Here is a 26,462-nt window from a genome sequence, read left to right on the forward strand (position 1 = left end):
CCTCAACGGGGAGTACGCAATAAGCAAGAAAATCAGCCTATTGCTACTCCTTCTCAAAAAAGGGTGTGAACGTATGCGTGTCGTCTTAACAGGCGGTGGCACAGGTGGACATATTTATCCGGCGCTTGCGGTGGCGAGGGAAGTTTCCCGCCAAAATCCGCAGGCTGCCTTTTTGTATATTGGCAGTAAAAAAGGCTTGGAAGCAGGTTTGGTTCCGAGATCAAATATACCTTTCCAATCCGTGGAAATTAGCGGATTGAAACGCAAGCTGTCGTTGGACAACCTAAAGACCTTGTGGAAATTCGTCCGGGCAGTTGGAGATGCGAAGAAAATGCTGCGCGAATTCAAACCGGATGTCGTAATTGGGACAGGTGGCTACGTATGTGGTCCAGTCGTATATGCAGCTTCGCGATTGGGGATTCCGACTCTCATCCATGAGCAAAACGTAGTGCCGGGCTTGACCAACAAGTTTCTTTCTCGTTCAGCTTCACGGGTGGCCGTTTCGTTCAAAGAATCGCTTGCCCATTTTCCCCCGTCCAAAACGGTACTGACCGGAAATCCGCGTGCAACGGAAGTTATGCACGGTAACGCAGAGGCGGGTCGTAGCTTTTTGGGCGTGGATAACAACAAAAAAATCGTGCTGATCTTTGGCGGTAGCAGGGGAGCACGCGCAATAAATGAGGCGGTGCTTTCGGTTGTTACACAGTTGGGCAAATATGCCGATACTCATTTTGTATATGTGACGGGCGACGTTCATTTTGAAACGATTTCGGCACAGCTTCGTGAACTGGGAACACTTCCAAGTAACATTTCTGTGCTTCCTTTCGTCCATAATATGCCGGATGTTTTGGCGGCGACGCATGTATTGGTTGGGCGTGCAGGGGCATCTACCTTGGCTGAAATAACAGCACTAGGTGTGCCTTCGATCTTGATTCCGTCCCCGTATGTCACGAACAATCATCAAGAGAAAAATGCAAGAGGATTGGAGCGCGCAGGGGCAGCTCATGTTATCGTAGAGCGGGAGCTTACCGGAGAGAGCTTGCTGCTTTCCTTGGAAAATATCCTTGCCAATCCAGCGAAATGGGAAGAGATGAAAAACAGTGCTCTTTCCTTGGGGATGCCGCAAGCTGCGACGGAGATTGTCCGTCAATTAGAGGCGATTACACGAAAAAAATGATCGGATGGGCGATTGTCACGCCGATCTGGGCGAACGCATAGTATGGAGCAAACACGTGAGAAGACTAGGTCCGACCTAGCAAACGTATCAGGAGGTTCACAAATGAAAAAGATCGCAGATGAACTCATGCAAGCAGGAATCGAAAAAGTGTGGACCGATGAACCCCTTGCTAATCATACAACGTGGCGGATCGGGGGTCCTGCTGATTTGTTAATCCAACCCAAGGATAAAGCATCCTTGCAAAAAGCCTTGCAGATCATCCATCGTCATGAAATTCCTTGGAGTGTAATCGGGCGCGGTTCAAACCTTCTGGTGAGGGACAGAGGGATACGTGGAGCCGTGCTTAAAGTGGCCGAGGGCTTAAGCCACTGTGAGTTCAGGGGCGAAGAGGTGTGTGTGGGTGCCGGATATTCCATGATCCGCCTGGCGGTGGAGACAGGCAAGATGGGATTAACAGGTATGGAGTTTGCAGGAGGGATTCCTGGTACGGTAGGCGGCGCCGTCTATATGAATGCGGGGGCACACGGATCTGATCTTTCACGTATTCTTATTGATGCCGAGATCCTTTTCGAAAACGGCGAAAGTAAAGTGTTGAGTAACGAGGAACTGAGCTTTAGCTATCGGACTTCTCTTTTGCAAAAGCAAAAAGGGATCGTGCTAGAGGCCCGTTTTCAATTGCGGAAGGGCGACAGCGAGGAGATTGCGGCCACGCTCGCTGCCAATAAGGAACGACGGCGCAATACGCAGCCACTCCAGATGCCGTGTGCTGGCAGCGTGTTCCGAAATCCGCCAAATGACCACGCAGGTCGCCTGATTGAGGCGGCTGGGCTGAAGGGCTATCGGGTCGGAGGAGCTCAGGTTTCAGAAAAACACTCCAACTTCATCGTGAATTGCGGAGGAGCAACGGCTGCCGACGTCCTCACCTTGATTGATCACGTGCGGAGCACCATTCTCGAGAAAAATGGGATTGACCTGCATCCGGAAGTCCTGGTGGTGGGCGAGGGGTAACACGGAGGTGAAAGTTTGGAGACTTTTGCGATCGAAGGCGGAAGACCTCTGTCCGGTTCGCTTCGGATCCAAGGTGCTAAGAACGCTGCTCTTCCCATTCTTGCCGCTGCTGTGCTCGCGGAAGGGCAATTCTATATCTATGACGTCCCCCATCTAAAAGACATTAAAGTCATGCTCGAAATCTTGACGCTGCTTGGGGCGAATACGAAGCATGAGGACGGATGTGTCGATCTGGATACAACGTCAGTCTGTGTCCCGCAGGTGCCGGATGATTTAATGAGCCAAATGCGATCTTCGATTTTTTTGGCGGGACCACTCCTGGCACGTCTGGGTGAGGTCACGATTTCCAGGCCAGGTGGATGTGACATTGGAGAGCGCAGGATTGATTTACACTTGGCTGGATTGACTGCGCTAGGAGCCAAGATCGAAGAATCGGAAGGCTACATTACATTTCGGGCCAAACAATTGCGTGGGTCCAATATCTTTCTTTCCTTCCCCAGTGTGGGCGCGACGGAAAATATCATGATGGCGGCTGTGCTGGCAAAAGGCACAACCCGAATTTGTAATGCAGCACGAGAACCGGAAATTATCGACCTCCAAAATTTCCTGAATGCAATGGGTGCGCGGATCAGAGGGGCAGGCACCGATACGATTGAGATCAGTGGTGTGCCTCGCTTGCGTTCCGTCAGTTACCGGATCATACCGGACAGGATTGTAACAGGAACCTATCTACTGGCTGTCGGTATTTCACAGGGACATATCGAATTGACCAATACACTGCCTGAGCAATTGATGGCATTGATTGAGGTCGCCCGTAGCTGCGGTGTTGAAATCAAGACCCGCCATGATATAATGGAAATCAAAAGCACCTCCCGTCCACGTGCCTACGACCGGATCATCACTTCGCCATATCCAGGGTTTCCAACCGATTTGCAGGCGCAGCTGATGGTGTTTCTGTCACAGGCTAGGGGAACGAGTGTCATCAAAGAGACCATTTTTGAAGGAAGATTCAAACATGTGAATGAATTGGCGCGAATGGGCGCCTCTATATACGTAGATCTTGGCTCCGCAATCATTCGGGGTGTTAACAAATTGACCGCTACGAATGTCGAAGCTACCGATCTTCGAGCAGGTGCTGCCTTAGTCCTCGCAGGGCTTGCTGCAGAAGGTATTACCACGGTGAACCAGATCGATCATATCGATCGCGGATACGATCGGCTGGAAGTGCAGTTGCGTCAATTAGGAGCCGATATATCGCGAGTATCGATTTAACCGAGGGAGAGTGGGCGGCATAATGTTATGCCGCTTTCCCTGTTTTTGTTTCATGACATTTATTCGAAAGGCATCCAGTAATTTACTTTGCTCTGGGCAATGAGCCTAAAAAACATGAGGAAGGGTACGGCCATGGCGGTATATGAGGAACGCATTCCGCAAGTTAAGCAACAACGCCCCAGAAGAAGGGGTAACCGCAAGCTGATCATTCTACTGGTGCTGTTTTTTCTAACCATTCTCATCATCGTTTTTATCCGTTCCCCTTACAGTAAGGTGCAAGAGATTCGAGTGATTGGTAATGATATTTATACGACGGAGCAAATCATTACACAATCTGGCTTAAAAAAGGACATGCAGTTTCTAAACGTATGGGAGAACAGTGTACGAAATAACTTGAAACCATTAGAGGCCATTAAAGATGTGGCGGTGAGCCGCTCTTTCCCCGGATTGATCACGCTACATATAACCGAACAAAAGCGCGTCGCTTTTTGGAGTGTGCAGGACGGAAGCCGTTATGCCTTACTGGACAATGGCTATGTGCTCAAACAGGTTAATTTCGCCAAGCGCGTAGTGGACAGGCCATTGATTAGCTCGTGGGCCTCACCTGAGCTCCTTCCCCATCTTGCGAAGTCGCTATCGAAGTTATCGCCAGATGTACTCGCGGAAATTTCGGATATTACACTGACGCCAACGGTTTACGACAAGCAACGCGTCACGCTGTACATGCGAGACGGGAATGAAGTAAGAAGCGTCATCTACAAGCTCGACAAGATGATGAACTGGTACCCGCGGATCGTGAAAGAATTGCCGTCAAATACAAAAGGGGTGCTCTCTTTGTTTGAGCAGCCATGGTTTATTCCGTACGGTGCTCAAGGGGCTATTCCTATTCAGGAAGGACAAGAGCAGCCACAGCAGTAAATGAAAAAGGGGAAAGTTGACAATGAGTCGTCGTCGCAAATTTCATTTGTATTTAACCATCGTGACGTTTTCTACTGGCTTTCTAGTGGCCACTTCCTTCGAAACGAACAAGCTTACGCGCAAAGAGCGGATGAATGATCAGCTGTTCCAACAGGAAACGCAATTGAATGACCGAATTTTGGCTGAGAAGGAGCAAAATCGGCATCTGGAAAATCAACTGCTCGATTTGCAGCGTCAGGTGGGAAAAGTGGAAGAAGCGATGGCGGAGCGTAAATCGGAGGCTGCAGAGACACTCAGTCAACTGGATGCAGCGCGGATGTTGGCAGGGGTAGTCGCTGTCGCAGGGCCGGGTATCGTCATAACGATGCAGGATAGCCAGAACGCAGCGAACAGCGCAGACATCGCGAACTACATCGTGCATGAGCAGGATGTGCGCCTAGTCGTCAATGAACTGCGTGCAGCAGGAGCAGAGGCGATCAGCATTAACGGACAGCGGGTGGTGAGCAATTCCGAGATTCGTTGCATTGGACCAACGATCATCGTAAACGGCATCAAGTCTGCCGCTCCGTTTGTCGTAACAGCGATCGGAAATCCCGACACACTAGACAGTGCTTTGAACTTGCCGGGAGGTGTTTTGCACTCCTTGCAAGATTTTGTCCATATAAGCGTAGCCAAAAAAGAACGGGTCGAGCTGCCTGCCTTTGTTGGTGACGCGAAAACGAAACACTCCTAAATAAAAGGATGCGTTTACCTATGTTACAAAAAAGCCGTAAAATCACATTTATTCTTGCCATTATTAGTGCTATCATAGGTGTGATGTTGACTGTGCAATTACGAAGCAGTCTTCATCCTGTTCATAAAGAGTCTCGCAGCATCGCGGAACTTCGGACCACGTTGCAAAAAGAACTGGAGAAACACAAAAACCTGCTCGCAGACATTTCAAAGTATAATCAGCTGTACTACCAATACGAAACCTCACTCAGTGAAGATGAAAGTATCTCCGTTATGAAAGAGGAGTTGGCACGGACTCGCCGAATGGCTGGTATGGTAGGGATGGAGGGAGAAGGCATCGTTATTGATGTTGTCGATGCCCATACGCCTGAACAACCAGCTATGGATGAGCATATGCCTGTGCCTGTTGTAGGAGACTATACGATTGACGATGAAGATTTGCGCTGGTTGGTAAATATCCTGTTTGCAAACGGAGCACAAGCTGTTTCCATTAATGGCCATCGACTGATTGCTACCACTGCGATCCGAAATGTGGGAGACGTCATCCAAATCGATACCAGGACGATCAGGGCTCCGTATGAGATAAAAGCATTGGGGGAGCCTGAAGTATTGTTGTCCGCATTAAAGCTGGAGGGCGTAGAAGAGAACTTCCAACTGGCGAATAAAAAGGTGCTGGCAGAAAAACGGGACAAGCTGATGATTTCAGCGAATAACGAAACACGTGTCATTCAATTTATGAAACCTGTGAAAGAAAAAGGAGATTCGTAACCATGTGGCTCCCGCTTATCGGACTGATTGTCGGTCTTGTTGTCGGCTTCCTGCTGGATTGGCGTGTGCCCCAGGAGTATAGCAGCTATCTATCAATAGCCCTCTTGGCTGGATTGGATACGATCTTTGGGGGGATTCGTTCGTTTTTAGAACGTACTTTTAACGTTCGTATTTTCATGTCTGGATTCTTTTTCAACACACTTTTTGCAGCAGGCTTGGCCTTCATCGGAGGGTTCTTGGGGATTGATCTGTATTTGGCTGCGATCGTGGCTTTCGGGGTCCGCTTGTTCAACAATCTCGCAGTCATTAGGAGAATTGTTCTATCCAAATGGATCAATCAGCAAGAGTAACGCGAAGAAAAATGGGAAGATGGTCATTTTTTTACAAAAAATCAATAAGAAAAAAAGGGAATGGTTGTCCTGTGTGGAATAATTTATGCAGGTGTTCTCATTTTAGCAAGAAAAAAGACGTAGCAGGGGAGGTGTCACAGGTTTGGTAAGCAATGAACTCATAGTCAGCCTAGACATTGGAACATCCAAAGTACGCGTCATGATCGGCGAGATCAACAATGGTTCCATCAACATCATCGGCGTCGGACAATCACACTCAGAAGGCATCAAGAAGGGCGTGATTGTAGACATCGACCAAACCGTGCATGCCATCCGAGAAGCGGTTGATCATGCGGAGCGCATGGTTGGCGTTTCAATCGAAGAAGTGTATGTGGGGATCACTGGAAACCATATCGATCTGCATGAAACCCAAGGGGTTGTCGCTGTATCCAGCGAAGACCGTGAGATACGAGAAGAAGATATTCAACGCGTAATTCAGGCAGCGAAGGTTGTGGCTATTCCTCCAGACCGCGAAATCATCGAGGTAGTCCCAAAGGAGTACATCGTTGATGGACAAGGGAGCATTAAGGACCCGCGTGGGATGATTGGTGTCCGACTGGAAATGGAAGGGACCATTGTGACCGGGCTGAAAACGGTCGTACATAATATCGTTCGCTGTGCTCAACGAACCAATCTGCGTGTAGCTGGAATATTCTTGCAACCGCTTGCGGCTAGCACTGTTGCTCTATCCAAAGATGACAAAAATATGGGTGTCGTTCTTGTCGACATCGGTGCGGGTTCTACCACGATCGGTGTATTCGAGCAAGGAAAACTGGCAGCGACCACCGTGATCGGCATCGGTGGCGACCACATTACGAGCGATATTTCACTGGGACTACGCACGCATACAGATGTGGCAGATCGAGTGAAAACCAAAAACGGCTGTGCCCTTATTGACGAAGCATCCGAAGATGTGAAGTTTAAGGTGAACCGGATTGGTAGCGAAGTTGAAAAGCAATTTACGCAAGTGGATTTGGCCAATATTATCGAGCCGCGCGCTGCGGAAATATTCCAATTAGTCGAGGATGCTGTGTACAAATTGGGCTTCCGCGACGAAATTGCAGGGGGCTATGTTCTTACGGGTGGTACCGTAGCCATGCCGGGCATGTTGGAATTGGCAAAAGAAGAATTGGACGCACCTGTTCGAATTGCGATTCCTGATTACATCGGAGTGCGAGATCCTGCCTACACCACCGGGGTAGGTTTGATTCAATATGCCTTGCAGTTGATGGAGCGCCGCAGCATTCGCGTCACCCCCTCATTCAAGAGCACTCAGAAGCAAACCGTCTCGTCTAAGCCAAAAGAAGGCGGCGGTTTGATGGAAAAAGTAAAAAACTGGTTTAGCGAATTTATTTAAGGGAGTTCGCTTTACCGAGTTTAACTACAATGACGAAGACGGGGATCGTTTCGTTCCATTGTGTTTAGTTGACAGGCTTCTGTAGCCACGAAGTTTTCTTATGTTGAATTGGGGAGGACTAGCAATATGCTGGAATTTGATATGGACTTGGAATCCTTTGCACGAATTAAAGTCATCGGTTGCGGGGGCGGAGGTAGCAACGCAGTAAACCGCATGATCGCAGGTGGAGTAAAGGGTGTAGAATTCATCACCTTGAACACCGATGCGCAAGCACTTCAGCTCTCTAGTGCAGATATCAAGCTGCAAATCGGGGAAAAGCTGACACGTGGACTTGGAGCAGGTGCGAATCCTGAGATCGGTAAAAAAGCGGCGGAAGAAAGCCGTGATTTGATTGAAAACGCTCTGCGTGGAGCTGACATGGTATTCGTAACTGCCGGTATGGGCGGTGGTACGGGTACAGGTGCAGCACCAGTTGTTGCAGAGATCGCTAAGGAAATGGGTGCTCTTACCGTTGGTGTAGTAACCCGTCCGTTCTCCTTCGAGGGTCGCAGACGTTCCCAGCATGGTGAGATCGGTATTGCTGCTCTGAAAGAAAAAGTAGACACACTGATCGTGATTCCTAACGACCGTCTTTTGGAAATCGTTGACAAAAATACGCCAATGCTCGAAGCGTTCCGCGAAGTTGACAACGTACTGCGACAAGGGGTTCAAGGTATTTCCGATCTGATTGCGGTACCAGGACTGATCAACTTGGACTTCGCTGACGTGAAGACGATCATGACTGAGCGCGGTTCTGCTCTTATGGGTATCGGTGTAAGCAGCGGCGAAAATCGTGCGGCTGAAGCAGCTCGTCGTGCTATTTCCAGCCCACTGCTCGAAACTGCGATTGATGGTGCACGCGGTGTTCTCATGAACATCACAGGTGGTACTAACCTGAGCTTGTACGAAGTAAACGAAGCAGCGGACATCGTATCTTCTGCATCGGACCCAGATGTGAACATGATTTTCGGTGCGGTGATTAATGAGGATCTGAAAAATGAATTGGTAGTGACCGTAATTGCCACAGGCTTCGAGCATAGTCAACGCGCGGCGGAAGCTCCTCGTCGTCAACAACAGCCGATCAACACGCCTGGCAATCGTCCGACACCAGTTTCCAATACGAATAACAGCCGTGCGAAAGAAGAAGAGGAAGACAAGTCCTTCTTCTCCATGGGCAACCTGGATAATCTGGATATTCCAGCATTCCTGCGCAATCGCCGCCGCAACAAAAACTAAAGTGATAAACGACTGTCAAAAGCCTTGTTCCCGTCAGTGGGAACAAGGCTTTTTTTCGTTGAATCGATGAAAAATGTTAGACAAAAAAACCAAAAAAACACCGTCAAGAATTGACAGACTTTACATACACATTGATATATACTGCTTTTACTGATAGAAGTCGTCCTACTATTTACCATTTTTGCTAGGACACATGCTTGCTGCCAAGTCGGTCAAAAGATGAGGGGGAAAGCAAGTGGTTGTGTATCTTGATATCATTCTACTCCTGAATGTGGCTATTGATACCTTGTTACTCTGGTTTACTGCTTATTTTCGCAAAGAGCGCATGGTGTGGTGGAGAATGATACTTGCCTCTCTGTTTGGCTCCGCGTATCTGGTGTTTTTCTTTTTTCCTGTGTTTTCCCCGATGTATCAATGGTGGGTCAAACTGCTCTTTTCTGTCATCATGCTGTGGATTGCTTTTGGGAACAGGAGGTTGTTGTCGTTTGCGCAAAACTTGATCATTTTTTACTTTGTCGCATTTGTGTTCGGAGGGGGAGTGCTTGGGCTACAGTATTTTTTGGCACCGCGCAATGAAATTGTGAATGGACTGGTTGTTACGCATAATGATGGATTTGGCGTTGGTTTCAAACCAACCTTGGGGATTGTCCTGATCGGTTTTATCCTGATCTTTTTCCTCGGGAAAAAGAGCTATCGTGCGATTCAGGAGCCGCGAAGAATCGAAACCTTTCTCGTCGATGTCGTCGTTACGTTGGCAGGGGAAAAAGTCATTTGCCGTGGACTTGTGGATACAGGAAATCAGTTACACGAGCCAATTACACGCATACCCGTTATGATTATGGAGAATCGCATGTTCGCTCATTTGCTTCCGCCGTCGCTTCTCCGACAGGCCGATGAAAACGGTGGAGTGTGGGAGAAGCTGGACGGATCTTGGGACCATTTGTCATTGGAATGGCAGTCTCGGGTACGCTTGATCCCGTATCGCAGCGTGTCAAGAGGTATGGATTTCTTACTCGCAATCAAACCAGACCATGTCATGGTCGTGCAAGACGGGATTCGTTTTGAAACAGAACGGGTGTTAATCGGGCTTAACCCGATCCCATTGGCCGCTGATGGCAAGTATCAGGCCATCGTGCACCCAGCCATGATGGAAACCTATACGGAAGAATCAACCTTTATTCTCAAACAGGAGGGCTAATCATGTATGTAAAACTTCGCCTACAACTCCAATTGACCTGGTACCGAATCTTGCTCTGGCTTGGTGTACGCGCCGAAGAAGTCTATTATATTGGCGGGAGTGAAGCATTGCCTCCACCGTTGACCAGAGAAGAAGAGGAGCTGCTGCTCGGACGACTGCCGTCTGGTGATCCGGCTGTCCGCGGTATGCTAATTGAACGCAATCTTCGTCTGGTCGTATACATCGCCCGCAAGTTTGAGAATACGGGAATCAATATTGAGGACTTGGTCAGTATTGGCACTATCGGCTTGATCAAGGCAGTGAACACCTTTGATCCAGACAAGAACATCAAGCTGGCAACGTATGCTTCTCGTTGTATCGAAAACGAAATCCTCATGTATCTTCGCCGCAATAATAAAATTCGTTCAGAGGTATCTTTTGATGAACCGCTTAACATTGATTGGGATGGCAATGAGCTGTTGCTCTCAGATGTTTTGGGTACGGAGAATGACACGATCTATAAAAACATCGAGGACCAAGTGGATCGAAAGCTTCTGAAAAAAGCACTGGATAAGCTGTCTGACCGCGAGAGAATTATCATGGAGTTGCGCTTCGGTTTAGCTGGGGAAGAGGAAAAGACACAAAAGGATGTAGCAGATTTGTTGGGAATCTCACAGTCGTATATTTCGCGTTTGGAAAAGCGAATTATAAAACGGTTGCGAAAAGAATTCAACAAGATGGTCTAACGCATATTTTCCCAGCTTGGGGGGATACTGTTCCTAAACCGAAACAGATGGTGGTTTTTGCCACCTTCTTGGTCGGCTACGCGTCAGTTACGCGGCCTTTCAAGACAACCGGGTTAGGGACTTTTTTCTTGCTTCGAGGAGGGAAAGACGTGACGCGCAATAAGGTAGAGATATGCGGGGTAGATACCTCCAAGCTTCCGGTGTTGACAAACAAAGAGATGCGGGAATTGTTTGAGCGCCTGCAAAGTGGGGAGCTGGCTGCCCGCGAGAAGCTGGTCAACGGCAACTTGCGACTGGTGCTTAGCGTAATCCAACGATTCAACAATCGCGGAGAGTTCGTGGATGACTTGTTTCAAGTGGGTTGCATCGGATTGATGAAAGCGATCGACAACTTTGATCTCGGACAAAATGTGAAGTTTTCCACGTATGCCGTACCGATGATCATCGGAGAAATTCGACGCTATTTACGGGACAACAATCCGATTCGTGTTTCCCGCTCTTTGCGAGACATCGCGTACAAGGCCTTGCAGGTGCGTGACAATCTGACCAACAAACATTCGCGAGAGCCTACCATTATCGAGATTTCTCAGGAATTGAACGTAGCCAAAGAAGACGTCGTGTTTGCACTTGATGCGATCCAAGATCCGGTCTCATTGTTTGAACCGATTTATCAGGATGGCGGCGATCCGATTTACGTAATGGATCAGATTAGTGACGAGAAGAACAAAGATGTCACGTGGGTAGAGGAAATTGCGCTTCGTGAGGGAATGCAGCGGCTAGGTGACCGAGAAAAAATGATATTATCCATGCGCTTTTACGAAGGAAAAACGCAGATGGAAGTAGCAGAGGAAATCGGTATCTCTCAGGCACAGGTCTCTCGATTAGAAAAAGCGGCAATTGCCCATATGCAAAAGCACGTTCAATCGTAAGGAGAAACCAAATAGGCGACCCGGCGGTCTTGTACCGTTCGGGTTTTTTGTACGAGTGGACAAGTTAGATTTCAATCGCCTTACTTTTTGGCAAAGAAGCGGACATATTCCTCTTTGGACTCATATACTGAAAGTAACGGAGAAAAGAAGGTGAGGAAGAATGGTAAAAATCTCTGACTTCCAGACCAAAGAAGTGGTAAATATTCTCGATGGGAAACGGCTTGGGCAAATTTCAGATTTGGAGATCGATCTGCGTCACGGTCGTGTAGAGGCTATCGTCGTACCGGGACCAGGCAAGTTTCTCGGCTTCTTTTCTGCCGGGAACGATTATGTCATACCCTGGCGCAATATTGTGAAGATCGGGAAAGATGTGGTGCTTGTTCGGATGGAAGAAGCACTTAAAGTTGAAGTAAAAACTTCAGGTGGAGAAGAATACTAACGAGTAAAGGGAGAAAGGCATGGATAGCCTTTCTTTTCTTTTCGGCTATGGTATGATTAGCCATATGAGGAAGGTGACAACATGAGAGAACCATTTGTCAGGGTAGAGGATAAGTCAATCTTATCGGTAACAGAGTGGGAGCAACAATTTCCTGGCTTAGTGGCGGGGTTTACGATTCGCTCAGGCGGGGAAAGTGAACAACCGTACGGGTCTTTTAATATGGGATTGCATGTGGGTGATGAATCTGCGAACGTAGTAGCCAATAGACGCAAGCTGGCAGAACAAGTCGGAATGTCTTTTACGGCGTGGACATGCGCTGATCAAGTGCACGGTAATCGGGTATGCCAGGTAACAGCAGGCGGTGCGGGAAAAGAAAGCCTAGAGGACGTCATATCTGCAACGGATGGTTTGTTTACCCTTGAAAAAGGAGTCTTGCTGACCTCGTTTTATGCAGATTGCGTTCCTCTCTATTTTCTAGATCCCCAATCGGGAGCAATCGGACTTGCGCATGCAGGATGGAAGGGAACAGTAGGCCGTATTGCCGAGGAAATGGTGAAAGCCATGACGAAGCACTATCAGGCAAAGCCAGAATTCATTCGAGTCGCAATTGGCCCATCCATTAGCGGCTGTTGCTATGAAGTCGATGAGCGAATCATGATGCAAGTACGCACTTGTGTAGCCGATTGGGAAAAAGCAGTCATTTCCTCCACAGGGGAGCGGTATATGCTGGACCTTCGTCAGCTGAATACAGAGATATTGCTCGAAGCAGGAATTTCTTCAGGGAATATTTTATCCACGGATTGGTGTACAAGCTGCAGAACAGACTTGTTTTTCTCTCACCGCAAGGAAGCCGGGATACAAGGAACTACCGGACGCATGGCTTCCTATATCGGCTGGAAGGAAAACTTGTAGAAGAAAGGGAAGGGTTCGTTATGACCAAGGAACAAGAACTGTTAAAAGAACGACTGCATTCCATCGAAGCGAGAATTCAGGCTGCTTGCGATCGGGCGAACCGCAAACGTGAAGAAGTAAAAATTATTGCCGTGACCAAGTATGTCGACGCAGATGCCATTGGGGACTTGCTCGCTGTAGGCGTAGAGAATATCGGGGAAAATCGCGTGCAGGATGCCCTGCCCAAGCACCAGCTACACGGGGATAAAGGGATCTGGCATTTTATCGGGCACCTCCAGACGAATAAGGCAAAAGAAGTCGTGGGACGATTCCCGTACATCCATTCTCTGGACCGACTTTCTTTGGCACAAGAGCTGAATCGACGCGGTGAAGCGTTGGATCATGTCGTAAAATGCTTTTTGCAGATCAATATATCCGGCGAAGAGACAAAATTTGGGCTTAGTCCCAATGACGTATTGGCTTTTTTGCGCGAAACCAGTAATATGAAACATATAAGTATCGTCGGATTAATGACGATGGCGCCTGTTGTCGAAAACGAAGAGGAAGCCAGACAGGTGTTCCGTGGCTTATATGAGTGGAAGCAACGGATTAACGAAATGGCATTCCCGCACGCACAGGTGGAAGAGCTGTCTATGGGCATGTCTAGTGATTTTGAAGTAGCCATTGAAGAGGGAGCTACATATATTCGTTTGGGATCGGTATTGGTCAAGCCGGAGTAAAGGAAAACAGACCAAACCACGGAGTAAGAGAGGAGGAAGAGTATGGGTGTTATGAATAAATTGATGGGGTTTCTGGGGTTAGAAAACGAGGAGTACATCGAAGAGACAACAACGGTTGAAGAGGAAAGAGAAGAGCAAGAATCCTCGCACAAACGCCAGCCGACGGGTCGAGCTAATAACGTGGTACCGTTTCAAGCACGGGAAAAGGAGGGAATCCGTTTGATTCTCTGTGAACCCCGTCATTACAGTGACGCGCAGGATATCGCAGACAACCTGCGTCATCGTAGACCCGTTGTGGTCAACCTCCATCGCGTGGAAAAAGACCAAGCCAAGAGAATTATCGACTTTTTGAGCGGGACGGTCTACGCATTAAACGGCGATATCCAAAAGGTCGGAGACACGATCTTCGTGTGCACGCCTGACCATGTAGATATTCAGGGTACGATCTCCAGTGTGTTGGAAGAGTAGCCAATTAAGACGAAATTAAAAGGGTGAGCCAATGACTGCTGTCATTTCGATTTTAAATTTTGCCTTTACGGTATATCAATACATGATTATTGCTTACATTTTGATGTCATGGGTTCCTCAAATGAGAGGTACAGGCATCGGACAGTTACTGGAAAGATTGGTTGAGCCTTATTTGGCACCATTTCGCCGGTTTATTCCACCGCTCGGCTTCATCGATATCTCCCCGATTGTCGCATTGATTGCATTGCGCTTTGCCCAATCTGGCCTGTACGCCATTTTGCAACAAATCCTGTAGGCGAGTGAAACGATGAGCATATTTGACCATTTTTCAAAAGAAGAACGTCCCTTTGTTGAACGGGCGCTGGAAATGCTGACGCAAGTAGAGCGGAAGCAGGCCATGCGCCTTACTGATTTTGTAGACCCTAGGCAGTTGATGATTTTTCAGAGTCTATCTTCACAAGTAAGAGATGTGAAGGTTTCTCCTTATGGAGGCTACGAGGGTGCCGAGCGTGTACGTATCATCATCCATCCGGAGTACCTCCCAGTCGAGCCTGAGGATTATCGCCTTACCTTATTGGCAATCAAGGGTGATCAGCGCTTTCATGTGCTGGAGCATCGAGATGTAATGGGGGCGATGCTGGGCGTCGGGATGAAGCGGGAGAAATTCGGAGATATGCTGACAGATTCAGCTGGCAGCTACGCGATTGTTGCAGAAGAAGTCGCTGATTTTGTCTGTGCGCAGGTGACGCAAATTCATCGGACATCTGTTCAGTTTGAGCGGGTAGCATGGGAGGCGTTTACGCCACCTGCAACGAAGCTTGTAGAGAAAACGATCACCGTGCCATCACCGCGAATTGACGCGATCATCGGAGAAGTACACAATATGTCTCGCGCAAAAGCACTGGTGCCAATTCGAGCAGGAAAAGTAAAAATCAACTGGAAAGTAATCGAAGACCCATCTTATCAACTCCAGATGGGTGATATGGTTTCTCTTGCAGGTTATGGTCGGTTCAAAGTTCTTGAGGTAGCAGGTCCAACACGCAGCGGAAGACTTCGCATGATTGTCGGACTGGTTACATAAGATGGACCAAGGCGCAAAAAATTGTAAAATACGGCAGGAAACACAGCTAATCCTGTCGAAATGATTGAAGACGAATTATCGGGAAAAGTGGGGGGTTCATGTGCCATTAACGCCGTTGGATATACACAATAAGGAATTCAGCACAGGCTTTCGTGGGTATAACATTGACGAAGTGAACGAGTTTCTCGATCAGGTGATCAAAGATTTTGAGCTCTTGATAAAAGAGAAAAAAGAACAGGAAGAGCGCGTAGCCATTTTGAATGAGCGCGTAGATTACTATAAGAGCTTGGAAGAAAATTTGAGCAAGTCGATTCTGGTGGCGCAGGAGACAGCGGAGGACGTGAAGTCGAATGCCCGCAAGGAAGCGCAGCTCATCTTAAAAGAAGCCGAGAAAAATGCAGATCGAATCGTCAATGAAGCATTGGCGAAGTCGCGCAAAATCGCAATCGAAATCGAAGAATTAAAAAAACGTGCTTCGGTTTACCGTATGCGCTTTCGGACGCTTTTGGAAGCACAGCTGGAAATGCTGGAGAATGGCGATTGGGACAATATTGAACAGCCTCAGGCAGATTCGGCTGTCACCGTTGAATAAATCATTGACGTTCGACCAATGATGGTACTATAATGAAAGACAACTTTTTCGAAATAGGCACTTATCCAAATCATAGACGATGAACGGGAAGAGTATGTGAGTCAGCACTGTCTAGAGAGTCGGGAAAAGGTGAAAACCCGGCCAGTTGCTTTCGCAGAAAATCACCCGGGAGTTCAATATCCGAAAGCCCAGAAAACCTTGATGGTTAAACAGGTGAGTAAGTGAGCGCGTCATTCCCGTTACGAATGAGTGAGTGGAACGAATCCGATACAGGCTTTTTTGTCGTACGGGTTTGTTCAATCAGGGTGGTACCACGGGAGCTTTCTCTCGTCCCTTTTTGGGGATGAGTGAAAGCTTTTATTTATTTAAGGAGTGAATCAGGCCATGGATTACAGCAAAACCTTAGCGCTACCAAAAACAGATTTCCCGATGCGCGGAAATTTGCCAAGCCGCGAGCCACAGATGCAAGCGGGATGGGAAGAGCAAAATATTTATCAACAAGTGCTAGATCGTACAAAAGACCGCCCGTCTTTTGTCTTGCATGATGGCCCTCCATATGCGAATGGAGACATCCATATCGGTCACGCACTGAACAAAATTCTCAAGGACTTCATCGTTCGCTACAAATCCATGGCAGGATTTTATGCGCCGTACATCCCAGGTTGGGATACACATGGTTTGCCGATTGAGCAAGCGATTATCAACGCACAAGGGTTGGATCGTCGCAGCATCGAAGTGAACGATTTCCGCCAACGCTGTGAAGAGTATGCGTGGTCCTATATCGACAAGCAACGCGACCAATTCAAGCGTCTGGGCGTTCGCGGAGATTGGGAAAACCCTTATGTGACACTGCTGCCTGAGTATGAAGCCAACCAAATTCGCGTATTCGGCGAAATGGCGAAAAAGGGTTATATTTACAAAGGTCTGCGCTGCGTGTACTGGTCTCCGTCTTCTGAGACTGCTCTGGCTGATGCAGAAATCGAATACAAAGATAAGCGCTCTCCTTCTATTTACGTTAGCTTCCAGGTAGCAGATGGAAAAGGTAAGCTGGACACAGAAACAGGCGTTGTTATCTGGACAACGACTCCTTGGACATTGCCAGCAAACCTTGCAATCAGCCTGCACCCTGAACTCGAGTACAACGTAGTGAAGGTAGATGGTCGCAAATTCCTGGTAGCCAACGGTCTGATTGAAGCCGCGAGCAAAGAAATTGGCTGGGAAGGCGTAGAGATTCTCGCGACCTTTAAAGGTCAAGATCTGGAAGGCGTAGAAACGCAGCATCCGTTCTACGATCGCAAGTCTCCACTCATCCTCGGTGAGCATGTAACCTTGGATGCAGGTACTGGTTGCGTTCATACTGCTCCAGGACACGGGGAAGATGACTTTAACATTGGTCAAAAGTACAATTTGGGTGTCCTTTGCCCAGTAGATCACGAAGGTAAAATGACCAATGAGGCTCCAGGCTTTGAAGGTCTGTTCTACGAAGATGCCAACAAAGTGATTACAGAAAAGCTGAAAGAAACCGGAGCACTCTTGAAGCTCAATTTCTTCACGCACTCCTATCCACATGACTGGCGTACAAAAAAACCGGTTATTTATCGCGCGACAGAGCAATGGTTCGCGTCTATCGACGGATTCCGAGAGCAAATGCTCGAAGCGATTAAAAATGTAAAATGGATTCCTCATTGGGGAGAAACTCGTCTGGCAAACATGATTGCGGATCGTGGCGACTGGTGCATTTCCCGTCAGCGTGTATGGGGTGTACCGATTCCAATCTTCTATTGCAAATCGTGTAACGAACCGATCATTAACGACACGTCGATCAACCATGTTGCTGATCTGTTCCGTAAAGAAGGATCGAAAGTATGGTTCTCCCGTGAAGCAAATGAACTGGTTCCAGAAGGGCTTTCTTGCACCAAATGCGATTGCAAGGATTTCCGCAAAGAAACGGATATTATGGATGTTTGGTTCGACTCCGGTTCAAGCCACCAGGCTGTATTGCGCGAAAGAGGCATTGCTTGGCCAGCCGACTTGTATCTGGAAGGCTCTGACCAGTATCGTGGCTGGTTCAACTCTTCTCTCTCGACGGGTGTTGCCGTGTATGGCACAGCTCCTTACAAATCCGTCCTGAGCCACGGTTTTGCATTGGATGGAGAAGGACGCAAAATGTCCAAATCCCTCGGTAACGTCATCGTGCCTCAACAAGTTATTGACAAGATGGGCGCAGACATCTTGCGTCTGTGGGTAGCTTCCGTTGATTATCAGGCTGATGTGCGCATTTCCGATGCGATTCTGAACCAGATCGCTGAGGTGTACCGCAAAATCCGCAATACGTTCCGCTTCCTGTTGGGTAACCTGGATGGATTCAATCCAGCAACAGACCGCGTAGCATACGAAGAGCTGGGAGAGCTGGACCGTTATGTTCTGGCGAAAGCGGCAAAAGTGGCGAAGCGTACACGCAAAGCGTACGATGAATATCAGTTCCATACCGTTTTCCATGCCGTTCACAACTTCTGCGTCATTGATTTGTCCGCGTTCTATCTGGATATTTGCAAGGATCGCTTGTATGTAGAAGCGCCAGATAGTTTGAAACGACGTGCTGCACAGACAGTGATGTACGATTGCTTGCTCAGTCTGGTGAAGCTGGTTGCTCCACTGTTGCCGCATACAGCCGATGAGGTGTGGGCGTTCATTCCAGGCGTGGAAGAGAAGAGTGTGCAGTTGACGGATATGCCAGAAGGTGACGAACAACATCTCAGCTTTGCAGCAGAAGCAGAGAGCAAATGGGATGCGTTCCTGGCGATCCGAGACGAAGTGCTCAAAGCCATGGAAGAAGCTCGCCGCAACAAGGTGTTCGGTAACTCCGTTGATGCGAAGCTGGCTCTGTACCCACAAACGGAAGAAGTTGCGAAAACATTGGCAGCAATGGACGATCTGGCTGACCTGTTCATCGTGGCTCACGTGGATGTACACAGCGAGTCTGCTCCAGCAGAAGCAGTACAACTCGAAGGCATTGCTGCTGTGGTTTCTGCCGCAGACGGTGGAAAATGCGAGCGTTGCCGCGTAGTGAAACCTGATGTTGGCACTCGCGAGTCGCACGCGTCACTCTGCGTACGTTGCGCAGATATCGTAGAAGAACACTACGCACATGTAACAGAATAAAAATTGGTTGATCAACCTGTCATTCTCTTTGAGGATGGCAGGTTTTTTGCTGTGAAAAACGTTCCTCTCATTGGGGGAAACGGTCATGACGTTTTGTTGGTCATATTTCCTACGGGAGCAAGACATACTACCTGTTGAGGAAACCAAACAAAGGTGGTGTACAGCGTGGACCAAAAAATGGTGGCCAGCTTCCGGGAAAAGCTGCTGGAACAGAAAAAAGAACTGGAAGACCGCGTACAGGACCATTATGGTATGAGAGAACCGATGACAACCTCTTTGCAGGAGTTTGCCATGTACGATAATCATCCGGCAGATATCGGCAGTGAGATGTTTGAACGGGAAAAAGATTTGGCCCTAGATAGTCTCGATCGTGAGACTCTAAAAGAGATTGATCAGGCGCTACAGCGTATGGAGGAAGGCACCTACGGCCTGTGTACGGTTTGTGGAGAGCAAATACCCGTGGAGCGACTGGAAGCACTGCCTCAGGCACAAACGTGCAAGGAGCATGCACCAGCGCCGTCAGTCAACGAGTCACGTCCGATCGAGGAACAGTTTTTGCAGCCGCCGTTCGGACGTACATCTTTGGATGAAAAAGAAGGACAGAACGGATTTGACGGTGAGGATGCTTGGCAAATTGTCGAGTCTTGGGGGACATCCAGCACGCCTTTTTCGTACCAGGAACCCGACAAAACGGATTACGACGAAATGTATATCGAGAGCAATGAGCCGGATGGCTTTGTAGAAGCCGTAGAGGAAATCGGTTATACCGATATTGAAGGCTATCAAGGACCGGATAGTGTGCATTTTATGAGAAGCGGGACGTATGAGGAGTACATGAGAAAAGGAGAAGGGAAAGGAAACTTCCTCTCCTATGATGATTACGAGGGAGAGCAGGCAGAGCGAGAGGGCATGGATGACTACTCATGAACAGGTAGCGGTCTTGGACCTGCAAATTGAGCGCGTGGAAACGTATCCGCTACTCCATCGTCTATCGCAAGCTTACGGTGATGCGAATGGGTATAAGCGTTATCGAACCAGTTATCTCATTCGGATTATCACACGGACTGGTATAGATGGCTGGGGAGAAATTATTGATTGGCTGCCGACGCTTCATAAGGGCTTTAGTGAGCGCATCATTCCGTACTTGCTAGGTAAGCAGGTGGATAACAGAGTAGCCATTGTCGATGTCATTGGAAAGTGGCATCAGCGATCGGCTTCAGGTGTCAGTATGGCACTTACGGAAATTTTGGCGAAAGCGGCGGGGTTATCTGTGTGTCAACTGTGGGGAGGTCAGATACATTCGGGCATCCCGGTATATGCCTCCCTCCAATCCTACCGTGAAACAGAAGACTGGATGCAACAGTCATGGAAGCAAGTCACCCAGCAAGTAGACGATGGCTTCAAGATGGTGAAAGTAAAGATTGGCGGCCGCTCTGTTCAAGAGGATCAGACGCATATCGAAAAACTGATGAATTTGTTTCCCGAACAAGTTCAAGTAGCGGTAGATGCCAATCAGAGCTACGACTGTGCGACTGCAAGGAAGTGGGAAGGGCTTTTTTCCCGTTATGGCAATTGGCTTTGGCTGGAGGAGCCGATGCCTATGGATCGTACACACGAGTATGTGAAGCTTCGTTCGTCATTATCCATTCCGCTTGCTGGCGGAGAAAACTTGATTCGTTGTACACAGTTTTTGCCCTTGTATGAGGGTGGCGCCATCGATATTGCTCAGCCTGACCTGATGCATACGGGGGGCATTGACGATTATCGAACGCATCTACAAATGGCCCGTCAGTTTGGCTATCGCGTGTCTCCACATTCCTTTGACGGATCGCTGGCACGATTGTATACGTTATTTGCACAAGCTTGCTTGCTGGCATGGACCAAAATGGATAGTCATCCGATTGAGCCTGTCGAATGGGATGTCATGGAGAACCCGTTTACACAATTGTTTCCGCTGCGACCCATAAATGGCGAAGTGACGCTACCAACTGGAGTTGGAACTGGCGTCGAGCCTGATTGGGAGATTATTAACGCGTTGCGCTGGGACGGTAGCGCTTATGCGTAAGACAAGGAGTTTCGTATGGCACAAAATGCGAAAAACCTAATTGGGCTTGTCGGGGTTCCATTGGTGATGGTACTGGGCAACTCGATGCTGATCCCTGTACTACCTACAATGAAAACGGAAATGAAGCTCACTGCCTTACAGACGAGCCTGTTGATCACCGCTTTTTCAATTGCAGCAGGTATTGTTATCCCTTTTGCCGGCTATCTGTCAGATCGATTTGGGAGAAAAATTGTCATTATCATCTCCCTTGCCCTGTACGGTCTGGGTGGTTTGGTCGCAGGGCTTTCCGCGCTGTGGCTGGATCAACCCTATATGGCTATCATGGGAGGGCGAGTCTTGCAGGGGATCGGGGCAGCTGGGACAGCCCCCATCGCGATGGCATTGGTAGGGGATCTGTTCGATGGCGCTTCGGAGAGTAGGGCATTGGGGCTCTTGGAAACATCAAACGGGATGGGAAAAGTATTAAGTCCGATCTTTGGCTCCTTGCTTGCTCTCATTTCTTGGTACATGGTCTTTTTAGCTTTTCCGATTATTTGCGGTGTCGTTCTCCTGGTGTTTTTATTTCTGACCAAGGAAAAGAAGCAGGATAAGAAGCCGCTCCCCGTCAAGCAGTACATGCATTCGATCGCACAAGTGTTTAAACAGCATGGGAAATGGCTTGTCCCCGCATTTTTTATCGGGAGCATCTGCTTGTTCACGTTGTTTGGTGTACTGTTTTACCTGTCCGATTTATTGGAAGAAAAATACAAGATCGATGGTGTCATCAAAGGTTTCTTTTTGGCGATTCCCTTGCTCGTAATGAGTATAGCGGCGTATGTAACAGGAATCATCATAAAAAAGAAGCTGAAGCTGATGCGTCTGTTTGTGATTATCGGTATGTTTTTGCTGGCTACGTCTTACATTCTGGCTAGCTTTGTCAAAGGGGCTTATGTCCTGATTGGTATTTTGGTCATCGGCAGCATGGGGACCGGGATGATTTTACCTTGCTTGAACTCCATGATCGTTGGGGCCGTGCAAAAAACAGAGCGGGGCATGATTACTTCTTTGTATAGCGGAGTCCGTTTTATCGGTGTTGCGATCGGTCCACCTATTTTTACTTGGTTGCTCGGGATTTCTCGAACGGTCATGTTTCTATCAATCGCAGGTTTATCGCTCGTTTTCGCTGTGCTTGCGATCTTTTTCTTAAAGCCCAAGCAGGTCGAGCAGCAAGAACAAGGGGCAAAAGACAGCGAAACGAAAGGGTGGCGGCAAATATCAGAGGTACTGGGAATTGAACCAGAAACGGTACACGAGGCACAACGTGAGAGTGCCATCGAAAAGTATGGCTTTGATCCAAATGAGCTCGTCAAGCGTGTGTTGTCAGGAAAGAAGGAAAAGGAAAAACAATAAACAGGCTGTCTCTGTCGATCATTCTCACCGGATACGATGCCGGGGAGCGACAGAGACGGGCCTGTTTATGATGGCTGGGACCCCGCAAAGGGATGACGTAGGGCTCGTTCGAGTGCGAGGGGATACACATCATCTTGCAGAATGCGACTAAACTCCTGATTGCCTTTTACATCTCGCGGGATATCCTCAAACACAATGGTGGCAAGCACGTCTGAGCCGCTTGGCTGGTTTGTATATTGCGCTACTCTTGCGATATAAATGTCTTTTCGCATCGAGTCGTCGATGGTGTACTGTCCGATGCGCTCAATCCCTTCCAGAATGGCACCGGTTTCCTCATAAACTTCGCGCACTGCTGCTGCCAGGCTGTTTTCACCTGCTTCTACTTTTCCCCCTGGTAGCTCCACACCACGTGTACGATGGCGAGTAAATAACAGCTTTCCTTGATAAAAAGCGAAGATCAGCACGTGACCTGCTTGGTGGTTACGATACTCTTCGGGGGAAAAGGTTAGCTTGACAGGTAAGCCGAAACCGTCGTAAAAAGCGTACATGCAAAGCTCTCCTTCTACAGGCTCATTGATCTGTTGTTTTGAATTTGCAAGGAAATATGCTTGACTGCCTTCATCGCTTGACCAACTGCCAGTGACAAACTCGCATAAGCGGCTCCGTTGCTCACGTCTCCGACTGCGTATATCCATGGAGAGTTGACTCGTTGAGACGAATCTGTTTGCAAATAGTCATCGCCAAACGTGTCCAAGCCATCGAAACCAGCTGTGTTTCCATGAACACCAATTCGTGGCAGAATCCAATCGACTATGATCGTCTCCGGATTGTCTGTGCGAGTAGAGGTGAGTGCCAGAACCGTCCGTGCCTCTTCCTCCTGATAGTCACTTACTTGTGTTTCCCACAGGACTTGGATGTTGGGTAGGCCTGTGATTTTCTTTTGCCATTCGGGACGAGCACGCCACTCACTGCTCCGAACCAACAGATAAACTTGTCGGGCATGCAAGCTCAAATTTGCTGCACTCTCTAATGCACGATCTCCACCGCCTATAACGGCGATATCTTGCCCGGCGATGGTGTGCGCTTGGGCAGTTGTAGAAAACCAAGGCGACAGGACGCTCGGACAATCAGCTAAGGCCGGTATTTCATTGCAGCCAACTCCTGTGGCGATGAGTAGATAGTCGACACGATAAACAGATTTCGAAGTAATGACCTGTTTCGTTTCCCGATCAATGGAAAGAATGGCTTCGTTCAATCGTATGTTTGGCTGCTGGATGAAAGGATGTGCGATCAGTACCTTTACAAGGGCAGCTCCCTGGTCATATACATGGGGCGGAAAGTCGGTAATCTCGTTGTAAATGTGATGCAATTGGCCGCCGAGTCTATCCGTTTTTTCGATAAGAAGACAAGAAAGACCTAATCGTTGGCACCATATTGCTGCGGACAACCCTGCGATGCCGCCACCTGCGATCAGCACCTGTATGTGTTCCACTCTCAAGTCCCTCCGATTCCCTTATTCATCTATCTGATTTTCCTCAGTTTTAGACTACCTGTTTCGATTCGCAAGTGCAAGAACTCTCAGGGAAAACCGATCGAGCTGAATCGGCAGAATTCTACATTTTGGCGGCAAATTGTGGTAAAATGGGACGAAAGTTTTCCAGAATATATTGAAAAATGAAAAGCCCAAAGCACTATAGACCCCGTGATTTTAAAAAGGAGTGAACCGAACGTGCAAGCCAAGAATGACAAGCCTCAAGCTCCTGCAAAACAGCCGCGTAAACGGATCAAGCGTGGTCAGCGAAGCAAGCGGATGTATCTGCTCTTGGCGAGTTGCTTATTCCTCTGTTTGTTGGCCGTAGGAGCAGGTTTCGCCCTCAACCAGTTAGACAAGACACTGGACGTTGTAACGGTAGACCCGTACAAGCTACCGGATCAGCCCGTGGTGGAGAAGCCGTACGAACAAAAGAAATCAATCGCCTTTGCCATCGTAGGGGTGGACACGCGCAAAAACATCGGTATGTTAAACACGGATGTTCTGGTCGTCGCAGTCGCCAATCCTGTTACGCAAAAGCTGAGCATGGTATCGTTGCCCCGTGATACCCGCGTTCAAATCCCAGGATATCCAGGCTTTCACAAAGTAAATGAAGTGTTTGCATTAGGGGAAAATATCAGGAAGGATGCGGAAATCAAAGGGAAGCCTGTTACAGAAAATGGCATGACGATGCTCAAAAAAACATTGAATCACATGCTGGGGATCTCGGTTGAGCATTACGTGCAGCTTGACTTTGAGGGCTTCACAGCGGTCATTGACAAGCTAGGCGGGATTACGGTTGACGTAGATCGCGATCTCGTATACGAATTGCCGAAGCAAGGTGTATACCGTAGTTTGAAAAAAGGGAAACAAGTATTGAACGGGGAGCAGGCACTTGGCTTCGTCCGTCATCGCATCGACAGACGTGGAGACGCTTACAACTCGAGCGACTTTGATCGCAATCGCAGACAGCAGCAGGTGATTCGGGCTGTAGCAGAAAAGAGCATGTCCATGGATGGATTATCGAGTTTGACAGCCGTACTGGATACCGTTGGTCAGCATATCAAAACCGATCTGTCAAAAGACCAAATAAAAGGTTTGGCACTTGATTTTGCCAGCTTTTCGTCAAGCAACATGGTTACTTTGGATAATGGGGCGATCTGGAGCTCTCCTTATTCCTTATGGCCGAGGGAGAACATGCAAGCTGTTCGAACTGCCCTGCAAACAGAAGTGGGAGCAGCTGGACCTGGCGAACAGCTTAGTGATGCAGCGGTAGCGGAAGTAGCCAAGGTCGAAATGAAAGCGGAGAAGAGAACACCAGCTCCGAATCCCAAGCCCACGACAGGTGTAAAAGAGCAGCCAAAAACAAAAAAACCAGCCACACCACCACCAAATACAGTTCCAGATCCAACACAGCAGCCTGTAACATCGCCGACTGTACCAGATGGAAATGGCGGCGAACCTAATCCTGAACCGTCGGATAGTAATATGCCACCACCCGATATTTTGGCCCCGCCTGCACCGGCGACAGATAGTGCTGACATCGGGCAAACTGGATGATCTTGAGCACACCCCCCAGGCAAAAGCACATATTCTATCATACATAGACAGTCTTGCCTTTGCTGGGAAGGGAGTGCGGAACTTATGAAAAACCTACAAGAGACCATGAAGCAGTTGCAAAAAGCATCTGAAAGCTTGTCCAAGCTCGGCTTTGACCCAGATCATCCGTGGAAAGCATTGAGTCAGATGGGACAGGTGCTGGATACGAATTTTTGGGAGAATATCGCGACGCTCAATAAGCAAGCAGCACAAAAGACGGCCTCCGCCGCTGCGCCAAATGTACCACCCGTGAAAAAGGCGAAAAAAAAGTCGAAGGAAAAATCGATGCGTTTCGGGAAGGTAGACGATTCGCATTTTTCTCCAGTCTCGGATATCTTCCAATCAGAGCAAATGGTCATTGTTTCCTGTGAACTCCCGGGCTTCGATCGCGATAGTCTGGAGATTACTCTCTCCGACCAACGGTTGCTGGAGGTGAAGGGGATCATCAAAGAAAGTGGGCACCAGGGGCTCCGTACACAAGGGGAAAGAAGCTACGGCCCTTTTTATCGTAAGCTGCCTCTACCGGTTTCCGTTAGTTCAAGAGGGATGAGGGCCCAGTATCAGGATGGGGTGTTAGAGATCTTTTTGATGCGTGATGGAGTTGGGAACGAACGAAAAACAACATTTAAAGCGAGTTTGTAAAAAAGAATGGGTGTGCAGGACAGTTTCGTTCGTGGGAAATCAAAAAAGAACCTGGATATCTGGTCAAGGCCCCGTTTAGTGGACAGTAAGAAAAACCCGGGCCGTTAGGCCACTA

27 protein-coding genes and 1 other annotated feature are annotated in these 26,462 nt (G+C 48.4%); of the genes, 25 read left to right on the forward strand and 2 right to left on the reverse strand.

Annotated features, from left to right (window positions below; genetic code table 11):
- Nucleotides 1-73: 73 nt before the first annotated feature.
- The 23 genes from murG (at nt 74) to ACQ5DJ_RS19375 (ending at nt 22,575) form a co-directional block, all read left to right on the forward strand.
- A complete protein-coding gene (murG, locus tag ACQ5DJ_RS19265) occupies nt 74-1,177 on the forward strand; it encodes an undecaprenyldiphospho-muramoylpentapeptide beta-N-acetylglucosaminyltransferase (protein WP_429843877.1) in 1,104 nt (367 codons plus the stop codon).
- Nucleotides 1,178-1,279: 102 nt separating this feature from the next.
- Nucleotides 1,280-2,185 (forward strand): UDP-N-acetylmuramate dehydrogenase, encoded by a 906-nt coding sequence (gene murB, locus ACQ5DJ_RS19270; protein WP_144614082.1) that lies wholly within the window; start codon nt 1,280-1,282, stop codon nt 2,183-2,185.
- A 15-nt stretch (nt 2,186-2,200) separates the two neighbouring features.
- Nucleotides 2,201-3,457, forward strand: coding sequence for a UDP-N-acetylglucosamine 1-carboxyvinyltransferase (gene murA / locus ACQ5DJ_RS19275; protein ID WP_429843878.1), 1,257 nt, complete (start codon nt 2,201-2,203; stop codon nt 3,455-3,457).
- A gap of 132 nt (nt 3,458-3,589) precedes the next feature.
- Complete coding sequence (locus ACQ5DJ_RS19280) at nt 3,590-4,375, forward strand: cell division protein FtsQ/DivIB (RefSeq protein ID WP_429843879.1); 786 nt, start codon at nt 3,590-3,592, stop codon at nt 4,373-4,375.
- 22 nt (nt 4,376-4,397) lie between these two features.
- Nucleotides 4,398-5,108 carry a DUF881 domain-containing protein gene (locus tag ACQ5DJ_RS19285; protein ID WP_429843880.1) on the forward strand — a complete coding sequence of 237 codons (711 nt, stop codon included), beginning with the start codon at nt 4,398-4,400 and terminating at the stop codon, nt 5,106-5,108.
- 20 nt (nt 5,109-5,128) lie between these two features.
- Nucleotides 5,129-5,875, forward strand: a complete 747-nt coding sequence (locus ACQ5DJ_RS19290; RefSeq protein WP_144614090.1) for a DUF881 domain-containing protein — start codon at nt 5,129-5,131, stop codon at nt 5,873-5,875.
- 2 nt (nt 5,876-5,877) lie between these two features.
- Complete coding sequence (locus ACQ5DJ_RS19295) at nt 5,878-6,225, forward strand: small basic family protein (protein ID WP_007717721.1); 348 nt, start codon at nt 5,878-5,880, stop codon at nt 6,223-6,225.
- Between the two features lie 142 nt (nt 6,226-6,367).
- Nucleotides 6,368-7,621, forward strand: a complete 1,254-nt coding sequence (gene ftsA / locus ACQ5DJ_RS19300; RefSeq protein WP_429843881.1) for a cell division protein FtsA — start codon at nt 6,368-6,370, stop codon at nt 7,619-7,621.
- A gap of 126 nt (nt 7,622-7,747) precedes the next feature.
- Nucleotides 7,748-8,896, forward strand: coding sequence for a cell division protein FtsZ (gene ftsZ, locus ACQ5DJ_RS19305; protein WP_015892088.1), 1,149 nt, complete (start codon nt 7,748-7,750; stop codon nt 8,894-8,896).
- 235 nt (nt 8,897-9,131) lie between these two features.
- Complete coding sequence (gene spoIIGA, locus ACQ5DJ_RS19310; protein WP_429843882.1) at nt 9,132-10,094, forward strand: sigma-E processing peptidase SpoIIGA; 963 nt, start codon at nt 9,132-9,134, stop codon at nt 10,092-10,094.
- A 2-nt stretch (nt 10,095-10,096) separates the two neighbouring features.
- Nucleotides 10,097-10,819 (forward strand): RNA polymerase sporulation sigma factor SigE, encoded by a 723-nt coding sequence (gene sigE, locus ACQ5DJ_RS19315; protein WP_007717727.1) that lies wholly within the window; start codon nt 10,097-10,099, stop codon nt 10,817-10,819.
- Nucleotides 10,820-10,968: 149 nt separating this feature from the next.
- A complete protein-coding gene (gene sigG, locus ACQ5DJ_RS19320) occupies nt 10,969-11,748 on the forward strand; it encodes an RNA polymerase sporulation sigma factor SigG (RefSeq protein ID WP_007717728.1) in 780 nt (259 codons plus the stop codon).
- A gap of 160 nt (nt 11,749-11,908) precedes the next feature.
- Nucleotides 11,909-12,187 (forward strand): YlmC/YmxH family sporulation protein, encoded by a 279-nt coding sequence (locus ACQ5DJ_RS19325; protein ID WP_017249551.1) that lies wholly within the window; start codon nt 11,909-11,911, stop codon nt 12,185-12,187.
- A gap of 81 nt (nt 12,188-12,268) precedes the next feature.
- Nucleotides 12,269-13,099 (forward strand): peptidoglycan editing factor PgeF, encoded by an 831-nt coding sequence (pgeF, locus tag ACQ5DJ_RS19330; RefSeq protein ID WP_429843883.1) that lies wholly within the window; start codon nt 12,269-12,271, stop codon nt 13,097-13,099.
- A gap of 20 nt (nt 13,100-13,119) precedes the next feature.
- Nucleotides 13,120-13,818: a YggS family pyridoxal phosphate-dependent enzyme gene (locus ACQ5DJ_RS19335; protein ID WP_429843884.1), complete on the forward strand. Its 699-nt coding sequence runs from the start codon at nt 13,120-13,122 to the stop codon at nt 13,816-13,818.
- 42 nt (nt 13,819-13,860) lie between these two features.
- Entirely contained in the window at nt 13,861-14,286 is a 426-nt protein-coding gene (locus ACQ5DJ_RS19340; RefSeq protein ID WP_017249548.1) for a cell division protein SepF, read from the forward strand.
- A gap of 31 nt (nt 14,287-14,317) precedes the next feature.
- Nucleotides 14,318-14,581: a YggT family protein gene (locus ACQ5DJ_RS19345; RefSeq protein ID WP_376897558.1), complete on the forward strand. Its 264-nt coding sequence runs from the start codon at nt 14,318-14,320 to the stop codon at nt 14,579-14,581.
- 12 nt (nt 14,582-14,593) lie between these two features.
- Nucleotides 14,594-15,367 carry an RNA-binding protein gene (locus tag ACQ5DJ_RS19350; protein WP_429843885.1) on the forward strand — a complete coding sequence of 258 codons (774 nt, stop codon included), beginning with the start codon at nt 14,594-14,596 and terminating at the stop codon, nt 15,365-15,367.
- 100 nt (nt 15,368-15,467) lie between these two features.
- Nucleotides 15,468-15,959, forward strand: a complete 492-nt coding sequence (locus ACQ5DJ_RS19355) for a DivIVA domain-containing protein (RefSeq protein ID WP_144614106.1) — start codon at nt 15,468-15,470, stop codon at nt 15,957-15,959.
- A 70-nt stretch (nt 15,960-16,029) separates the two neighbouring features.
- Nucleotides 16,030-16,297: a binding site (T-box leader), on the forward strand.
- A 46-nt stretch (nt 16,298-16,343) separates the two neighbouring features.
- Entirely contained in the window at nt 16,344-19,121 is a 2,778-nt protein-coding gene (ileS, locus tag ACQ5DJ_RS19360) for an isoleucine--tRNA ligase (protein ID WP_429843886.1), read from the forward strand.
- Between the two features lie 153 nt (nt 19,122-19,274).
- Nucleotides 19,275-20,048 (forward strand): TraR/DksA C4-type zinc finger protein, encoded by a 774-nt coding sequence (locus ACQ5DJ_RS19365; protein ID WP_429843887.1) that lies wholly within the window; start codon nt 19,275-19,277, stop codon nt 20,046-20,048.
- Nucleotides 20,035-21,186: a mandelate racemase/muconate lactonizing enzyme family protein gene (locus tag ACQ5DJ_RS19370; protein WP_429843888.1), complete on the forward strand. Its 1,152-nt coding sequence runs from the start codon at nt 20,035-20,037 to the stop codon at nt 21,184-21,186. The genes ACQ5DJ_RS19365 and ACQ5DJ_RS19370 overlap by 14 nt, the downstream gene beginning before the upstream one ends.
- 15 nt (nt 21,187-21,201) lie before the next feature.
- Nucleotides 21,202-22,575 (forward strand): MFS transporter, encoded by a 1,374-nt coding sequence (locus tag ACQ5DJ_RS19375; protein WP_429843889.1) that lies wholly within the window; start codon nt 21,202-21,204, stop codon nt 22,573-22,575.
- 65 nt (nt 22,576-22,640) lie between these two features.
- Here ACQ5DJ_RS19375 and ACQ5DJ_RS19380 read toward each other — a convergent pair whose 3' ends face one another.
- Both ACQ5DJ_RS19380 and ACQ5DJ_RS19385 read right to left on the reverse strand, forming a co-directional pair.
- Nucleotides 22,641-23,123: an NUDIX domain-containing protein gene (locus ACQ5DJ_RS19380; RefSeq protein WP_429843890.1), complete on the reverse strand. Its 483-nt coding sequence runs from the start codon at nt 23,121-23,123 to the stop codon at nt 22,641-22,643.
- Between the two features lie 14 nt (nt 23,124-23,137).
- Nucleotides 23,138-24,067 carry an NAD(P)/FAD-dependent oxidoreductase gene (locus ACQ5DJ_RS19385; RefSeq protein ID WP_429843891.1) on the reverse strand — a complete coding sequence of 310 codons (930 nt, stop codon included), beginning with the start codon at nt 24,065-24,067 and terminating at the stop codon, nt 23,138-23,140.
- Between the two features lie 237 nt (nt 24,068-24,304).
- On the opposite strand from ACQ5DJ_RS19385, the gene ACQ5DJ_RS19390 reads away from it, so the two are divergent.
- Nucleotides 24,305-25,666, forward strand: coding sequence for an LCP family protein (locus tag ACQ5DJ_RS19390; protein ID WP_429843892.1), 1,362 nt, complete (start codon nt 24,305-24,307; stop codon nt 25,664-25,666).
- A gap of 84 nt (nt 25,667-25,750) precedes the next feature.
- Nucleotides 25,751-26,347 (forward strand): Hsp20/alpha crystallin family protein, encoded by a 597-nt coding sequence (locus ACQ5DJ_RS19395; protein WP_429843893.1) that lies wholly within the window; start codon nt 25,751-25,753, stop codon nt 26,345-26,347.
- The last annotated feature ends 115 nt before the right edge of the window (nt 26,348-26,462 follow it).

Source organism: Brevibacillus sp. FIR094 (genome assembly GCF_050477165.1).
Classification (GTDB): Bacteria; Bacillota; Bacilli; order Brevibacillales; family Brevibacillaceae; genus Brevibacillus.

Excerpts from the sequence above, each read along its gene's own strand:
- murG (WP_429843877.1), top strand. The coding sequence starts at position 74 with ATGCGTGTCGTCTTAACAGGCGGTGGCACAGGTGGACATATTTATCCG.
- murB (WP_144614082.1), top strand. The coding sequence starts at position 1,280 with ATGAAAAAGATCGCAGATGAACTCATGCAAGCAGGAATCGAAAAAGTG.
- ACQ5DJ_RS19280 (WP_429843879.1), top strand. The coding sequence starts at position 3,590 with ATGGCGGTATATGAGGAACGCATTCCGCAAGTTAAGCAACAACGCCCC.
- ACQ5DJ_RS19285 (WP_429843880.1), top strand. The coding sequence starts at position 4,398 with ATGAGTCGTCGTCGCAAATTTCATTTGTATTTAACCATCGTGACGTTT.
- ACQ5DJ_RS19290 (WP_144614090.1), top strand. The coding sequence starts at position 5,129 with ATGTTACAAAAAAGCCGTAAAATCACATTTATTCTTGCCATTATTAGT.
- ACQ5DJ_RS19295 (WP_007717721.1), top strand. The coding sequence starts at position 5,878 with ATGTGGCTCCCGCTTATCGGACTGATTGTCGGTCTTGTTGTCGGCTTC.
- ftsZ (WP_015892088.1), top strand. The coding sequence starts at position 7,748 with ATGCTGGAATTTGATATGGACTTGGAATCCTTTGCACGAATTAAAGTC.
- sigE (WP_007717727.1), top strand. The coding sequence starts at position 10,097 with ATGTATGTAAAACTTCGCCTACAACTCCAATTGACCTGGTACCGAATC.
- ACQ5DJ_RS19325 (WP_017249551.1), top strand. The coding sequence starts at position 11,909 with ATGGTAAAAATCTCTGACTTCCAGACCAAAGAAGTGGTAAATATTCTC.
- pgeF (WP_429843883.1), top strand. The coding sequence starts at position 12,269 with ATGAGAGAACCATTTGTCAGGGTAGAGGATAAGTCAATCTTATCGGTA.
- ACQ5DJ_RS19335 (WP_429843884.1), top strand. The coding sequence starts at position 13,120 with ATGACCAAGGAACAAGAACTGTTAAAAGAACGACTGCATTCCATCGAA.
- ACQ5DJ_RS19340 (WP_017249548.1), top strand. The coding sequence starts at position 13,861 with ATGGGTGTTATGAATAAATTGATGGGGTTTCTGGGGTTAGAAAACGAG.
- ACQ5DJ_RS19345 (WP_376897558.1), top strand. The coding sequence starts at position 14,318 with ATGACTGCTGTCATTTCGATTTTAAATTTTGCCTTTACGGTATATCAA.
- ACQ5DJ_RS19350 (WP_429843885.1), top strand. The coding sequence starts at position 14,594 with ATGAGCATATTTGACCATTTTTCAAAAGAAGAACGTCCCTTTGTTGAA.
- ileS (WP_429843886.1), top strand. The coding sequence starts at position 16,344 with ATGGATTACAGCAAAACCTTAGCGCTACCAAAAACAGATTTCCCGATG.
- ACQ5DJ_RS19370 (WP_429843888.1), top strand. The coding sequence starts at position 20,035 with ATGACTACTCATGAACAGGTAGCGGTCTTGGACCTGCAAATTGAGCGC.
- ACQ5DJ_RS19375 (WP_429843889.1), top strand. The coding sequence starts at position 21,202 with ATGGCACAAAATGCGAAAAACCTAATTGGGCTTGTCGGGGTTCCATTG.
- ACQ5DJ_RS19380 (WP_429843890.1), bottom strand. The coding sequence starts at position 23,123 with ATGTACGCTTTTTACGACGGTTTCGGCTTACCTGTCAAGCTAACCTTT.
- ACQ5DJ_RS19395 (WP_429843893.1), top strand. The coding sequence starts at position 25,751 with ATGAAAAACCTACAAGAGACCATGAAGCAGTTGCAAAAAGCATCTGAA.